This is a genomic window from Clostridium frigoris (assembly GCF_018861865.1).
Classification (GTDB): Bacteria; Bacillota; Clostridia; order Clostridiales; family Clostridiaceae; genus Clostridium_AD; species Clostridium_AD frigoris.
Window position 1 is genome coordinate 1 of sequence record NZ_JAHLDV010000008.1, and the last position, 15,443, is coordinate 15,443.

15 protein-coding genes are annotated in these 15,443 nt (G+C 30.8%); 4 read left to right on the forward strand and 11 right to left on the reverse strand.

Annotation, left to right across the window (positions count from 1 at the left end; all coding sequences use genetic code 11):
- From KPL37_RS05800 to KPL37_RS05810, 3 genes are all read right to left on the reverse strand, one after another.
- Positions 1 to 190 (reverse strand): acyl-CoA dehydrogenase family protein (locus KPL37_RS05800; protein WP_216146480.1); only part of this gene is annotated, 190 nt, incomplete at its 3' end.
- 104 nt (positions 191 to 294) lie between these two features.
- Positions 295 to 1,074, reverse strand: coding sequence for a short-chain-enoyl-CoA hydratase (locus tag KPL37_RS05805; protein WP_216146482.1), 780 nt, complete (start codon positions 1,072 to 1,074; stop codon positions 295 to 297).
- 144 nt (positions 1,075 to 1,218) lie between these two features.
- Positions 1,219 to 1,857 carry a redox-sensing transcriptional repressor Rex gene (locus KPL37_RS05810; RefSeq protein ID WP_216146484.1) on the reverse strand — a complete coding sequence of 213 codons (639 nt, stop codon included), beginning with the start codon at positions 1,855 to 1,857 and terminating at the stop codon, positions 1,219 to 1,221.
- Positions 1,858 to 2,131: 274 nt separating this feature from the next.
- Between KPL37_RS05810 and abc-f the strand changes: the two genes are divergently transcribed.
- On the forward strand, positions 2,132 to 4,057 hold the full coding sequence (gene abc-f / locus KPL37_RS05815) for a ribosomal protection-like ABC-F family protein (RefSeq protein WP_216146492.1): 1,926 nt from the start codon (positions 2,132 to 2,134) through the stop codon (positions 4,055 to 4,057).
- 96 nt (positions 4,058 to 4,153) lie between these two features.
- Here abc-f and KPL37_RS05820 read toward each other — a convergent pair whose 3' ends face one another.
- The 5 genes from KPL37_RS05820 to KPL37_RS05840 all read right to left on the reverse strand — a co-directional run bounded on the left by KPL37_RS05820 (position 4,154) and on the right by KPL37_RS05840 (position 8,961).
- The gene (locus KPL37_RS05820; RefSeq protein ID WP_216146494.1) at positions 4,154 to 5,425 is read right to left on the reverse strand and encodes a M14 family metallopeptidase; all 1,272 of its coding nucleotides are present in this window, start codon (positions 5,423 to 5,425) and stop codon (positions 4,154 to 4,156) included.
- 139 nt (positions 5,426 to 5,564) lie between these two features.
- Positions 5,565 to 6,815: a lysine 2,3-aminomutase gene (kamA, locus tag KPL37_RS05825; protein ID WP_216146503.1), complete on the reverse strand. Its 1,251-nt coding sequence runs from the start codon at positions 6,813 to 6,815 to the stop codon at positions 5,565 to 5,567.
- A 252-nt stretch (positions 6,816 to 7,067) separates the two neighbouring features.
- Positions 7,068 to 7,319: a cysteine-rich small domain-containing protein gene (locus KPL37_RS05830; protein ID WP_216146512.1), complete on the reverse strand. Its 252-nt coding sequence runs from the start codon at positions 7,317 to 7,319 to the stop codon at positions 7,068 to 7,070.
- A 12-nt stretch (positions 7,320 to 7,331) separates the two neighbouring features.
- Entirely contained in the window at positions 7,332 to 7,739 is a 408-nt protein-coding gene (locus KPL37_RS05835; RefSeq protein WP_216146514.1) for a hypothetical protein, read from the reverse strand.
- A 133-nt stretch (positions 7,740 to 7,872) separates the two neighbouring features.
- Positions 7,873 to 8,961 carry a hypothetical protein gene (locus KPL37_RS05840; protein WP_216146516.1) on the reverse strand — a complete coding sequence of 363 codons (1,089 nt, stop codon included), beginning with the start codon at positions 8,959 to 8,961 and terminating at the stop codon, positions 7,873 to 7,875.
- A gap of 369 nt (positions 8,962 to 9,330) precedes the next feature.
- Here KPL37_RS05840 and KPL37_RS05845 point away from each other — a divergent pair, with 369 nt between their 5' ends.
- On the forward strand, positions 9,331 to 9,630 hold the full coding sequence (locus KPL37_RS05845) for a hypothetical protein (RefSeq protein ID WP_216146518.1): 300 nt from the start codon (positions 9,331 to 9,333) through the stop codon (positions 9,628 to 9,630).
- A gap of 69 nt (positions 9,631 to 9,699) precedes the next feature.
- On the opposite strand, the gene KPL37_RS05850 is transcribed toward KPL37_RS05845, so the two are convergent.
- Together KPL37_RS05850 and tsaD are read right to left on the reverse strand one after the other, a co-directional pair.
- Positions 9,700 to 10,407, reverse strand: a complete 708-nt coding sequence (locus tag KPL37_RS05850) for a YoaK family protein (RefSeq protein ID WP_246578149.1) — start codon at positions 10,405 to 10,407, stop codon at positions 9,700 to 9,702.
- Between the two features lie 18 nt (positions 10,408 to 10,425).
- Positions 10,426 to 11,448 (reverse strand): tRNA (adenosine(37)-N6)-threonylcarbamoyltransferase complex transferase subunit TsaD, encoded by a 1,023-nt coding sequence (tsaD, locus tag KPL37_RS05855; RefSeq protein ID WP_216146520.1) that lies wholly within the window; start codon positions 11,446 to 11,448, stop codon positions 10,426 to 10,428.
- 291 nt (positions 11,449 to 11,739) lie between these two features.
- On the opposite strand from tsaD, the gene KPL37_RS05860 reads away from it, so the two are divergent.
- Together KPL37_RS05860 and KPL37_RS05865 are read left to right on the forward strand one after the other, a co-directional pair.
- Positions 11,740 to 12,372 (forward strand): RusA family crossover junction endodeoxyribonuclease, encoded by a 633-nt coding sequence (locus tag KPL37_RS05860; protein WP_216146522.1) that lies wholly within the window; start codon positions 11,740 to 11,742, stop codon positions 12,370 to 12,372.
- 211 nt (positions 12,373 to 12,583) lie between these two features.
- Positions 12,584 to 13,612, forward strand: a complete 1,029-nt coding sequence (locus KPL37_RS05865; protein ID WP_216146524.1) for a branched-chain amino acid aminotransferase — start codon at positions 12,584 to 12,586, stop codon at positions 13,610 to 13,612.
- Between the two features lie 100 nt (positions 13,613 to 13,712).
- On the opposite strand, the gene glgP is transcribed toward KPL37_RS05865, so the two are convergent.
- Positions 13,713 to 15,332: an alpha-glucan family phosphorylase gene (gene glgP, locus KPL37_RS05870; RefSeq protein ID WP_281418631.1), complete on the reverse strand. Its 1,620-nt coding sequence runs from the start codon at positions 15,330 to 15,332 to the stop codon at positions 13,713 to 13,715.
- Positions 15,333 to 15,443 lie beyond the last annotated feature (111 nt).

Below are 15,443 nucleotides of genomic sequence, written 5' to 3' on the forward strand. Positions count from 1 at the left end.
CGCCAGCTCCACCATATTTAGTAGCAATTGGAATACCCATCATATTGTATTTAGCCATTTTTTCTACAGTTTCGCTAGGAAATCTTTCTGTAACATCTATTTCCGCAGCTAAGGGTTTAACTTCGTTTAATGCGAATTCACTTACCATTTTTTGTACAAATTCTTGTTCTTTTGTCAATGTAAAATTCATGAACCTTCCTCCTCGTTATTCTGTAAAGTAGCTTAGCTAATTGTTTTTTAACTCTTAAAAGAATAGGCAGCTAAGCTACCTATTCTTTTAACATAGTACTTAAATTACTTATTTTTAAAGCATTTTTCGGTTTTTTCAAGAAATGCTGTCATTCCACTGCTTTGGTCCTCAGTCGAGAAACATTCTCCGAATATTTCTGATTCATATGAAAGTGCTGAGTCTATGTCTAATTGCATTCCCTTATTAATTGCTGCTTTACAAAGACTTACAGCAATAGGTGCTTGTCCTGCAATTGTATTTGCAAGTGCTTTAGCTTCTACTAAAAGATCTTCAAGCGCAACTACCTTATTAACAAGTCCAATTCTTAATGCTTCTTCTGCATTAATAATTTTAGCTGTGTATATTAATTCTTTAGCCATTCCAAGTCCTACAAGTCTAGAAAGTCTTTGAGTACCTCCAAAACCAGGAGTTATTCCAAGGCCTACCTCAGGTTGACCAAATTTTGCTTTTACAGATGCTATTCTGATATCGCAAGCCATAGAAAGCTCACAACCTCCACCTAAAGCAAAACCATTTACTGCAGCTATTACGGGTTTTTCTAGTGTTTCTAATTTTCTAAACACTTTATTTCCTAGATTTCCAAATCTTCTACCACCCAATACATCAAGATCCTTCATCTCAGAAATATCAGCACCTGCAACAAATGCTTTTCCAGCTCCTGTTATAATTACTGCGTAAATCTTGTCATCATTAGCAATTTCATCTATTGCTAAGTCTAGCTCTTTTAATGTTTCTGAATTTAATGCATTTAGAGCCTTTGGTCTACTAATTGTAAGTACTGCAACTTTGTCTTCCTTTTGAAGAACAATATTTTTGTATTCCATAACAATCCACTCCTTACGAATTAATCTATAAATCAGCTATTTGTTAATAATATAACAAATAAAACTAAATATACCATGAGGCCATCCACCTCAATTACATTATATATCTTTGAGGTAATTATATCAACAAGAAATAATTGTTTTTTATAAGTAGGTCCTATCATTCATTAAACAACTAAGCGTTAAGAGGCTCTCACTCAAATGTACATTTTCAACAATTATTTCTTTAGGTACATCTAAATCCACAGGTGCGAAATTCCATATACCCTTAACCCCATTTTCTACCATCATGTCACAAACTGTTTGAGCACTGTTTTCTGAAACACAGATTACCCCTATATCTATTGGCGTAGTCTTAAGTAAACCTACTAATTCATCTATGTCGATTACTTCAACGTCTCTAATTTTAAGGCCTATAAGCTTTGGATTAACATCAAAAATAGCCGTCAAATTAAAAGCTAACCTTTCAAAATTGGTATAATTGGCAATAGCCTGCCCAATGTTACCAGCACCTATTATTATCATTTTATATTCTTTTGCTAATCCCAATATGCCATTAATTTCATTTAATAATTCTTTAACATTATAACCGTATCCCTGCTGTCCAAAATCTCCAAAGCAGTTCAAGTCTTGTCTAATTTGAGATGCTGTAAATCCAATTCTCTCACCTAACTCTTTTGAGGATATTCTATCTACATCGGTTCTTAAAAGTTCTTTTAAATATCTATTGTATTTAGGCAATCTTCTAATAACTGCCATCGATATATTCTTTTTTCTTTCCACGACTTACACTCCTCTGTTAATATCATAAATTTCATGAATTTCATATTATCAATTTTAACACACATTATAGGTCAATATCACCTTTTGTTTCAAATTTAATAGATATTATGAAATATTCACCATTTATACTTCTTTTATACTATCACTAAAAATTAATGTTATATATATTTGCTTTTTACTACAATAACTTTAATATAAATAGTACAATAATATATGAAGGTCTTTAATTAATATTTATTAATTTTAAGACTACGCTACAGGGAAGGTGAAAATAATGATAGTTCTAAGTTGCAAAGATATTCACAAAAGTTATGGTATAGATGTTATTTTAGACAAAATAACTTTAAGTATAAATGAAGGTGAAAGAATTGGTTTTATTGGTGCTAATGGAGCTGGCAAGTCTACACTTTTCAAAATACTTACCTCACAATTGGACCATGATGCTGGTGAATTATTTATAGATAAAAATAAAAAGCTAGGTTATTTATCCCAAAATTTATCATTAGATATAACTAATACTATATATGAGGAAACACTTTTAGTATTCGACAATTTGCTAAAGCTCGAAAAAAGTCTTAAAGCTCTAGAAATAAAAATGAGTTTACCTTATGACGCTAGCAAAGAAGATTATCAAAATAAGATAATCAAAGAATATACATTAACTTCTGAACTTTACAATAATCGCGGCGGTTACAGCTATAAAGCTAAGATAAGTAGAGTTCTTAAAGGCCTTGGCTTTTTAGAAGATGATTATGATAAACCAATAAACATATTAAGTGGAGGTCAAAAAACTAGGGTAGCACTTTGTAAATTATTACTTAAAAATCCTGATATACTATTACTCGATGAGCCTACTAACCATTTAGACCTCGATGCTATAGAGTGGCTCGAAGATTACCTTAAATCTTATAAAGGCACTATGTTTATAATTTCTCATGATAGATTCTTTTTAGATACCATTACCAATAAAACTTTTGAACTTATTAATGGACATGTAGATTGTTATAATGGAAGTTATACGAGTTTTATTGAATTAAAAAAGATAAATTATGAAATTCAATTGAAAGCATACCATGTGCAACAATCAGAAATAAAAAGACAAGAAGATATTATAACTAAATATAGATCTTTTAATAGAGAAAAAAGTGTAAGGGCTGCTGATAGCAGACAAAAATCTTTAGACAAAGTTGAACGAATTCACACTCCAGATAAAGATCCGCGCGACACTAGAATTAAATTTGAAACAGAAATTAAAAGTGGAAACGATGTTCTTCATATAGAAGACTTATCAAAACGATTTGGAGACAACCTTTTGTTTGAGCATCTAAATTTAGACATAAAAAGATCAGAAAAATTCGCTCTTATTGGTGAAAATGGACGAGGTAAAACCACACTTTTTAAAATTATAATGGATCAAATCCCCAGTGATACAGGCATAAAAATTTTGGGTAAAAACATATTTGTAGGATATTATGACCAAGAACAGTCAAACTTAAGCCCTAAAAAAACTATAATAGATGAAGTTTGGGATGAGTTCCCAAAACTTACTACCACAGAGGTTCGTACAGCGCTCGCTGCCTTTCTATTCATAGGAGAAGATGTGTTTAAAATTATTGAAACATTAAGTGGTGGCGAACGATGTAGAATTAATCTTTTAAAAATCATGTTATCTAAAGCAAACTTCTTATTATTAGATGAACCAACAAATCACTTAGATATTATGTCCCGTGAAGCCCTAGAAGATTCAATACTAGGATATGATGGCACCGTTGTTGTAATTTCACATGATAGATACTTTTTAAACAAAGTAATTACTAGAATACTTGAATTAAATCAAGACGGCCTCAAAGAGTATTTAGGAAATTATAGTTATTATATAGAAAAAAAGAAAAACCCTTTAAGATTTAAGTTAGAAGAAGAACAAGAAGGAATGTCAAAAACTAAAATTAACTTTGATAAGAAAAAGAAGCGAGAAGAAGATAAACTTGAGAAACAAAAGAAACTTGATTTTAAAGAACTAGAAGATAAAATTGCATCACTAGAAAAAGAAATAGAAAAATTAAACAATGACCTTTGCCTTGAAGAAGTTTATTCAAGTCCAAGTAGAAGTGTTGACACAAATAATCAACTAATAAGTGTAAAAAAAGAACTTGAAGAACTTTACGTAAGCTGGGAAGTCGCTGTATCAAAAGAAGAATAAAACATAATAACTAATGAAAGTTCAGCATGTAGGCCTTAAACAAGTATTAATTGTTTAACCTCCAACATGCTGAACTTTTATGATTACATATAGTGACTAAATCGTTGACCCTTCTAATAATACTTTAATGTTGTCACTATAAATCTTATCAAACTGACTTATTGGAAGAGGGTTTTGTCCAAGTCCAACTTCAATGGTGTAACCTGGTCTTCTAAATTTTTCAATAAACCAGTCTTTATATCCTGCATAGCTCGTAATCCCAGTGGTTTCTCCTAGATTATACCTGCTTAGTTGTGAAAATATTACTGCTATTGCTTTAGCTTCAGGACTTGCTAAATTTTGAAAATTCCAGTATATTATTTCACCTTGAGTATGATATGCTATTACTAATCTAAAGTTATTACTTCTTGTAAAATTCGCTACGGCTTTAGACTCTTTTTCTGATTCTGGCGCCGTACCTGAGTATCTTGTGGGACCTGGTCCATATACTCCATAACTTTCTTCTGCATTCTTTGATTCTTGCCACATAGCATCATAGTTATGATTAAGATCTACGCCTCGAATATTAGCACTCCAATTTTTAGAAAAATCTAAACTTCCATTATTCCACTTAATTAAATCATTATAATACGGATTACTTCTCTCTAGACCATTAAGAACTAAATCTACTCCGTCTGGATTAACCATTGGCATAACATATATAGTACTTTTACGAAATATATCACGAATATTATAACCTTCTATATTCTGGCTCGTTGCATAGGCTTTAGCAAAGTTCTCAATAAATTTCATTAAAAGTACAGAAGTTATCCATTCAATAGCATGGTGAGAGCCATTATAAAATACTTTGTTGGGTCCATTACCTAATTTCGCATAATAAAGTTCTTTTCCAAGCTCACTCCTACCAGCACTCTCAACTTCAATAAATGGATATCTAGCTTTTAATCCTTCTAAATCTTTTTTCATAATTTCATAAGTGTAATCAATATTTGTATAAACCACATCCAGCGAGTATGGAACTATGATTACTTCACCAACTCTCAAACTATTAGCATTTATTTGAGGATTTGCAGTAATTATACTTGTAAGTGGCGTGTAATAACGTTTTGCTATAAGGTATAAAGTGTCACCCGCTTTAATTCTATAAGTATCATAACCTAATAAAAATCTATTCATAAGTTTATAAGTATCAGCATCCACTTCACCTGTAGGTAATAATCCAAAATATTTCTGAAACTTTTTTACTGCACCTGCAGTTTGTGGTCCATAAATCCCATCTATCATTCCAACATCATAACCTAACTTGTTAAGTAATGCTTGTATTTCTGATACCTTCGTTCCTTTTGAACCTATTTTTAGGGTTCCCAAATTTACCCTCCTAAAATTTCTTATGATACCATCCTATTCAATTGAATAGGAGATGTTACAGCTTAACGAGATAAATGTAAAAAATAATAAGCCTAGAGAAATTAATCTCGAGGCTTATTATTAATATATTTTAGTTTTACTATTCTTGTCCTCTTAGATTTCTCTCAAGTCCAACTGGTTCCATCGCCATCTTCTCATTATTTAATAAACCGGCAACTCCTACTCTGTGAACCTTTTTCTTGCCTTCACAAACATCACAGTGACAGCCTGAAGTATAGCTAGTTGGTTGCTCATATGTAGTTATAACTCCTTCAAAGTTTCTAAGTACTACTTTTTCAGGACTTTGAGATATAATATATCCTGGCATTACTGGGATTTTTCCACCACCGCCTGGCGCATCAACAACAAATGTCGGTACACAAAATCCTGAAGTATGACCTCTTAAACCCTCAATTATTTCTATTCCTTTAGATACAGGTGTTCTAAAGTGTTCAAGTCCCATTGAAAGGTCGCATTGATATATGTAATAAGGCCTTACTCTTATTTTAACAAGTTCCTGCACAAGCTCCATCATTATGTGTGTACAGTCATTAACTCCTCTTAGAAGAACTGATTGATTTCCTAAAGGAACTCCTGCATTTGCAAGTCTTTCGCAAGCAATCTTTGATTCCTGTGTAATTTCATTTGGATGATTAAAATGTGTATTTAACCAAATCGGATGATATTTTTTTAACATTTCAACTAATTTAGGAGTAATTCTTTGCGGAAGAACTACGGGTGCTCTTGAACCTATTCTTATTATTTCAACATGCGGAATTTCTCTTAATTTTTTTATTATATATTCTAATTTATCGTCTGTTACGAGTAGAGCATCCCCGCCTGATAATAATACATCTCTAACTTGCACCGTATTTCTTATATACTCAATTGCTTTATCTATTTTTTCAATTGCCATAGAATTATCATTTTGACCTGCAAATCTTCTTCTTGTACAATGCCTACAGTACATTGAGCACATATCAGTTATTAGTAGCAATACTCTGTCTGGGTATCTATGAGTAAGCCCAGGCACTGGAGAATCCGTATCTTCATGCAGTGGATCCAATAAATCAGCATCCGCTTTGTGTAATTCAAGAGCTGTTGGTATAGCTTGTTTCCTTATTGGGTCATATGGGTCATTCGGGTCTATTAACGATAAGTAATATGGAGTAATTGCCATCCTCAATGTTTGAAGACATTTTTTTGCTCCCTCTTCTTCTTCAATAGTTAATGGTATATATTTTTTTAGCTCTTCCACAGTTTCGATTCTGTTTTGAACTTGCCATTCCCAATCATCCCACTCTTTATCTGTTACATTTTTAAATAATTCTAATCTTCTATTTACTTTCACATTTGTACCTCCGCATTGTATTATTTTTAAGAAAAACTTATATCAACATAATTTAGGGTAAAAAAAAGGCGCTGAATTGACAGTGCCATTTTTTACAGACTTATTTTTTTATGTTAAGTTATTAACTTTTTTAATTAATACTTTAATTATAACCCATAAGTGCTTTAAATACAATCTTGTCATCAGCGAATAATAGTTCTTCATAGGTTATTATAATTTTATATGAACAATAATAGCTTATTTTGATAGTTGCTATTTTCTTTTTATTTTATTTACTTCCCTTATTTTACCTACAATATATTCATAACCATTTTCAGAATGTGGTATCAAACAAGATGAACAATCTTTAATTCCATTCACAAATTTTCCATTTCCCCCACACTGCTTAAGAAAATATAAGGGGCAATAGCAAAATAAGCAATTGAATTTTTCATTATTTTCAACCTCATGACAAGGAAAATATTCACATTCTTTATTTCTAAAAAACTTATAATTATTATCCATATTTAATACTCCTTACCCAATTAATTTATAAATACCTTGTCCTAAATAAGTTATTAATATAATTATTAACATTGATAATACCACTTGAAGCGTTCCTTTCTTTAGAGAGAAAGAAAAGTTTATTTTATGTTTTTTGTAAACTATATTTTTTTTACTACCTACTTTATCACCCTTATGTACTACTTTAGGATGAGGATACATAATTTCACTTTTCAAGTATGCAGCTATGCTTATAATTAAGATAAATATTGATAGAATTCTTGTAATAGAGAAAAAGTTCAACTTCATAGCATAGGCTATCAATATAGATATTGGTATAATACAACCTAGTAACATAAGTAATTTACTAACTATTAATTCTGGTATCGTCTTCACATGAATTTTCGTTTTCTGAAGCCTATAAGAATTTTCCTTTTTCATAATAACCCTTCTTCCATAATTTTTCATAAACATAAGGTTATTATACCAAATTTTTAAATATTTGTTAACAAGATTTTAACAAATTTCATAAATAAAAATTATATTTTACTAATTCCTATATTTGTTTTAAGTCCTAAAAAGCTACCATATTATATATATCTATATCTTCTAATACTGTTTGATCTGAAATAGTCTCTTTAGGAAATTGTTTAGCCAAAGTTTGTCTAAACTCTTTAAGTTGAAGCGCCGAAAGTTCTTTTTGCTTTGGCAGCGTATTTCCCTCCTTAATAATCTTTCCATCTTTTAATTTATATATGAATTTTTCATCAATAATACTTAAATTATTTTCATCATCAAATTTTAATTCGCCAGCTATATCACCACTTATAATTATCTTCTTTAGATCGTTTATCTCATTTGTGTTACTACTAATTTTAGCTACGTTAAGATATGAGCTTACTTTACCATTTAAATTCTTTTCACCTGTCACCCCACTTCTAAATGCAATTGTTTTGCCATCTTTAGATATTACACCATCAAATATTTGTTCCTTATCATTATTAATTTCAAAAACTTTCTTACCATTAATATATAAATTAGCTTTTGGTCCTGGGAATATATGGGGTGTGTTGCTATAAACAATGTTTTTTTTACCTAAACTAACATCCCGTATGGTTCCAACGCAGGAAATTAACTCTGCTTTGCTTTTTATATTATATACTGTATAACCTGAAACTGAAGGATTAATGTGCCCTGTAACCAAAATGTTTTCATTATCTATCCATTTAAGCTCGACAATTTGTTGTACATTTTTATTATTAATAACAATATCTGTTAGCTTCTCATCTTTAATGTTATAAATAATTACATGAGGCGGATATATAGGTTGACCTTCATTAAAATACCTAAATACAATTTTCTTTTTATCTGGAGAAAGTTCCAATAAATCCTTTGATTTTGAACTATCTCCAAGTGACTTAATCTGCCTATTTATTTCATCATAAAGATACACACTATTACCTTTTAAAAATGCTATTTTAGTTAACTTGATGTTTTTTATATTTTGATTTGTACCATTAATATCAGTACCTTTATTAGACGTATTATCTTTGTTTTCATTTCTATTTGAATAAGATATCACTGTAAATATGCCTAGAAATAAACAAATTGTCACAATGAGCAGCTTAAATAATTTTTTTGTCATTTTGGGATGGGTTATCATAATATTGCTCCTCGTTTAAATTCGTAAGAATAATCGTTATTTTAAATCATTGAAACTCAGATAATTATACTCTACTTATATTATTGTATCAACTGGCAACATTCACTTTTGTAGTTATTTTCTATAATTATATTTAATTGTTTTACATATATAAATATAAAAAATGGCATCAGATTATTTAACCTAATGCCCTATAATTATTTAAAAACTTTTTTATTTATTAAAAGGTTAACTTACAGCTTTTAAAATCATATCATCAGTTAAGTATGATAATTTCACATGATACTTATAATAATGTTAAAATATAATCTACACAACATTTGATAAATGAATATACTATAATATATCAATATTCAAATGAGGTATTATATGAAAAAACTAGAAGAATACAGCCCTACTGAATTGGCTACAATAGCTACAATCCTAGGAATTATTATTGCATCTAAGTTCGACGTTGACCAACAAAATGTAGTAGCCAATTTTTTATTCAGTGTGGCTCAAAGCATTTTTATAATTGCAGCTCAACTTTCTAATCTTCAAGCAAAAGAAGAAGCTCAAAATGCAAGTAATGTAAATACTGTTTCAAACAGTACAAATAGGGATTTGCAAAAACAGATAGATGAACTTAAGAATCTTATGAAAGACTTTGGAGATAATACCATTCTTTAAGCTATTACGCAAAATGGAGGTGTACATGTAATTTTACAATATTAATAATTCATAAATATTGAAATATATTTATGAATTATTAATATTGTATAATACCAAAGCCCCTATTATTATAATCGCAGCACCCCATATTGCTTTAACACCAACATTTAATGTTAATATTCCGCCTAATAATGCTCCCAATAAAAATGAAGAAACAATTGTAAAAAGACGAATAGTACGAATAGCCGCATCATGATCTTTTTGGGTGAAAGCAATATATGCCTCCCTTGCAGCTGATCGTAAATTACCTGTGGACATAGTTGAGCTATATGGAGAGTCCGCAATTTTAGAAAATGAACATACTTGAATCGAAGCAACAAACGATACTATAACATTTACAATAAGATTAGGAATGGTACTAGGTATAAATCCTATTGCAAAAAGGACTATAATTTCAAAAATTAAAACTGCCCGTGGCCAGTCATTTATAAATAACCGTGATGAATCATTTTTTATTGATTGAACAACAATTACTCCGATTACGAAAGCTACTATAGCTGGAATATTAGCAAACGCTTGCACCCATTCTCCTTTTGCAGCATATATGGCAACAAGTACAATATTACCAGTTTGAGCATTAGCAAAAACTCCTCCTCTTCCTATGAAGGTATAAGAGTCCAAAAATCCTCCTGCAATTGCAAGAAGGATTCCAAATCTAAATGACTCATGTATAACATGTTGTGAATGTAATTTTCTAATTCTTCTTTTCATTATTCTTAAATTAACTTTGATCAAATTTAAAGACTCCTTTTACTATCTTTCACCAAGCTTTAGATTTGGTATTGCATTTAAAGTTAACGGTGAAACTCTTCCTTTTATTAATTCAAAGTAGGCTGCGCTTCCAATCATTGCAGCATTATCAGTGCAGAGTATCATCTCTGGGAACATAACTTTTATATTTTTCTTTTGCCCTTCTTTTAGCATTGTCTCTCTAAGACAAGAGTTTGAAGCTACTCCACCTGCTATTGTTATTTTATCTACCCCTTTAATTTTACATGCCTCAAAGGCGTTTTCTACCAAAACATTAACAACTGCCTTTTGAAAAGATGCAGCCACATCCGGTACACTAATTGGCTCATTTTTCATGTTCATTTTGTTTAAATAATTTAACACCGAAGATTTAACTCCACTAAATGAAAAATCTAAAGTAACATCATGGAATTTAGCTTTTGGAAACTTTATAGCATCTGCATTGCCAGTCTTTGCTATTTTATCTATTTTAGGTCCACCTGGATACCCAAGACCTATTGCACGCGCTACCTTATCGAAGGCTTCTCCCGCTGCATCATCTCTAGTTTGGGCCATAACTTCAAAATCACCATGGTCCTTCATGTATACAATAAATGTATGTCCACCTGAAACTACCAAACACATAAATGGTGGCTCAAGCTCCTTATATTGAATAAAATTAGCACTTATATGCCCTTCTATATGATTAACTCCAATTAGCGGTTTATGAGTTGCATATGCAAGTCCTTTAGCATATTGAACGCCTACAAGCAGTGCCCCAACGAGCCCAGGTCCATAGGTTACTCCTATTGCATCTATATCATCTAATGTAACTTTAGCTTCATCTAGTGCCTCTTGAACCACTGCACTTATTGCTTCTATATGCTTTCTAGATGCTACTTCTGGAACAACACCCCCAAATTTTACATGTGTGTCTATTTGAGATGCAATTATGTTAGATAAAACATCCCTACCATTCATGACAACTGAAGCTGCCGTCTCATCACAACTTGATTCTATTGCAAGTATTTTAATATCCTTTTCCATTGTTTTTACCCACCTTTAACATAGTCTATATGATTTTTTTCAATATATTCATAAAAATATTATAAGAATTTATTTTTCTATTCTAAAAAAGCTAACATCTACTAATAATACATATTAATTATACTTTATTAGCTTTGTCATATCAAATTTATATATACCTATTCTAGTTGTTCACGATTAGACATGTATCATTATATGATATAATTATATGTGAATGTTTATTATAGAAAAAAAAGATTAAAATATATTTAATAATAATCATCTGTTTAATATAGATCCTAGGGGGAACATATGAGTAACACTTATGCAAAAGTCATTATAAAGGGTTCACCTATTTCAAAATCCAATTTTAAACTTTTCAATACAAATGGTCGAGCTATTTTACCCTATAATTCTGGAAAATACCACGATAGATATGCTTTATATGAAGAAGAAATTGCTTATCAATGTAGGAGCCAAAATCCCAGTATTTTTTTAACGGAATCGCTTATTGCCGTTTTAAAGGTATATTATAAAAGTTTCAAAAGACATCCTGATACAAACAACATAACAAAAAGTATTTTTGATGGTATAGAAAAAAGTGGTCTTATAGTTAATGATGCTCAAGTTACAAGACTTATTATTGAGGAATTTTACAGTAAGGAGAATCCCAGATTCGAACTAGAACTTTTTGGTGAAAGTACATATGCAATGAAATATTCAATAGTTGAAAAAGAAGAAAAACAACCACCTATAAATTATGATCCACCATCAAATAAAAAAAATACTATGGGTTCTAAACTAAATAAAACAAAATCTAATAATAAATGTAAAACAACTTTAATTTGTGAAGTATGTGGTAAAGTAGTACAAAGCGATGGCTGTATTTCAGCTAACAAGGGTAAAACCTCTTTATGTAAACAATGCTTTAAGAAATTATTTTAATAAACTTTTTTATTCGTTATAAATTTATTTTGAATTCAATTTATTAAAATACTGATAATATCATTGTTATACATATTATATGTTATAATAGAACTTATATCTTGTATTGTACGAATTTTTACAACATTTAGAATATAATGTCATCTTTCTAATATTGTATAAAATATATTTTAATTATAATACGGTTTTTAAAATAATAGGAGGGATAAATATGAGCACAAATGTTAACATCGATTGGAACAAATTAGGCTTTGCTTATAGCAAAACAGATCTTAGGTACATATCAATATGGAAAAATGGTAAATGGGATGATGGAAAATTAGTTAAAGATAACAATCTTTCTATAAGTGAAGCTTCAACATCTCTTCATTATGGTCAACAGTGTTTCGAAGGTTTAAAAGCTTATCGCACAAAGGACGGTAGCATTCAATTATTTAGACCACTAGAGAATGCAAAACGTTTGAGAAACAGTTGTTCACGTGTTTTAATACCTGAAATTTCAGATGAAAAATTTCTTGATGCATGTTTGCAGGTAGTTAAAGCAAATGAAGCTTTTGTTGCACCATATGGAACTGGGGCGACACTTTATCTAAGACCTTATGTAATAGGAATTGGTGACAACCTCGGAGTAGGACCAGCACCAGAATTTTTATTTGGTCTATTCTGTTGTCCAGTCGGTGCTTATTTTAAATCCGGGCTATCTCCTGTAAACTTTATGACATCAGATGAATATGATAGAGCTGCACCATTTGGTACCGGTGATGTAAAGGTTGGAGGAAACTATGCAGCAAGTCTTCTTGCTCATGAACATGCTGCATCAAAAGGTTTTGCAGACTGTATATACCTTGATCCTGCAACACACACTAAAATTGAAGAGGTTGGTGCTGCAAATTTCTTTGGTATTACAAAAGATAATATATTTGTAACTCCAAAATCACCATCAATACTTCCTAGTATAACTAAAAAGTCATTGATTTATATTGCAAAAGAGTATTTGAAAATGGAAGTACAAGAAAGAGATGTTCCAATAGATAGCCTAACAGACTTTAAAGAAACAGGTGCCTGTGGAACTGCAGCTGTAATTACACCTATTGGTGGCATTGAACATAAAGGTAAACTTCATGTTTTCCACAGTGAAACAGAAGTAGGCCCAGTTACTAAAAAACTTTATGATACTCTTTACGGAATTCAATTTGGAGATGTATCAGCACCAGAAGGTTGGATTATAAAAGTTAAATAAATCAATTGCAAAAATTTTTATATAATAAAAACAACTTCAAAATTTATATTTTGAAGTTGTTTTATTTTCCTTGTATTTATAATTGGTATATAAACTACAATTATTTTATATACATTTTGTTATAGTATTCATCAAGCATTCTCTCAACTGAGAACTCATAACTTGTAGTTCTAATACTCTCTCTCATCATTTCTACCCACTTTTCTCTATTCCCATAATAAGTAGCCATAACTCTATTAATTAAAGTATCATAAAGAGCAAGCGTATCATGTTTATCTAATTCTACTTCTGTTAAATCGTCAAGGCCTACCCCGTCTCCAAATTGCCATCCATTTACACCATCGTTGCAAGCCTCTGGCCACCATCCGTCTAAAATAGAACAGTTTAGTACAGCATTCATCGCAGCTTTCATTCCTGATGTTCCACTAGCCTCAAGAGGTCTTCTAGGATTGTTTAGCCAAATGTCTGAACCTCTGGTTAGCATCCTTCCTATATTCATATCATAATTTTCAAGGAATACTACGCTATTTGGATACTTTTTCATCATTCTTATAAGTTTTGCTACTATTTCTTTTCCTGTATCATCAAGTGGATGAGCTTTTCCAGAGAATACTATTTGAACTTTACCACTTTTAAGTAAAGGTGAAATAATCTCCTCATTCGTAAATATTAAGTCACTTCTCTTATATGGTGCAGCCCTTCTTGAAAATCCAATAAGTAACTTATCGACGCAAAGCGTAGTCCCCGTTCTTTCTTTAATAAAATCTATTAGTTCTTTTTTAATAGTTGTGTGAGTTTCAAAAAGATCTCCATTATTATCGTAAGCCTTCGTCATTCGGTCGTCAACCCAGGTTGGTTTATGAATTCCATTAGTTATACCAATAATTTCAGGTCTTCCAGCAACAGTTTTCCACATTTTATTTGCAGTTTCCATATGAAGTTGTGCCACAGCATTTGCTTTTCTTGATAGCCTAAGCCCCGCTACAGTCATATTAAATGGTTCTCCACCTAGTCTGACCATTTGCTGCCTAGTCAATTCATTAAATGCTCCCATATACTCTAATTTGTCAATAGAATGTGATTCATTACCTTCAACTATTGGAGTATGTGTTGTAAATACTACTTCATCCCGAGTTTTCACCCAGCTATCTTCAAAACTATATCCAGATTGCATTTTTTCTTTTATAAGCTCTGTAGCCGCAAGTATAGCATGGCCTTCATTAAAGTGATATACATCTATTGGTATATTTAAAGCTCTTAAAGCTTTTACACCGCCAATACCTAACACCATTTCTTGAGCAATTCTTTCTTCTCCAAACCAACCATATAATTGTCCTGTTATCCACCTATCACCATTTTCCGGTATATCAGTATCTAAAAGATATATTGGATTATTACCAAACTCTTCTAACTTCCAAACCTTACATACCACTTTTAAATTTCTGATATCAACAGTTACTTTTACCCCTGTATCTTTTAAAAATTCATAATGATAATTATGATATGTATCATATACTTCACCATTTTCATCTATAATCTGTTCAGTATACCCTTGTTTCCATTTAAGCCCTATTCCAATAAGTGGTAAATTTAAATCCTTTGCCCCTTTCAAATGATCGCCTGCAAGTATTCCTAACCCCCCTGCATAAGCTTTAAAATCTGAGCTTAGTCCATACTCCATACAAAAATAAGCAACTCTTGGAAGATTATTAGTATCCAATATATTCCCCTCCTATATTTTTTGTTAATAGAAAATAATTAACAATTGTATTGTTTGATAATTTAAACTTTCACATTTTATTATAATTTCACCTTTTATGTTTATTATACA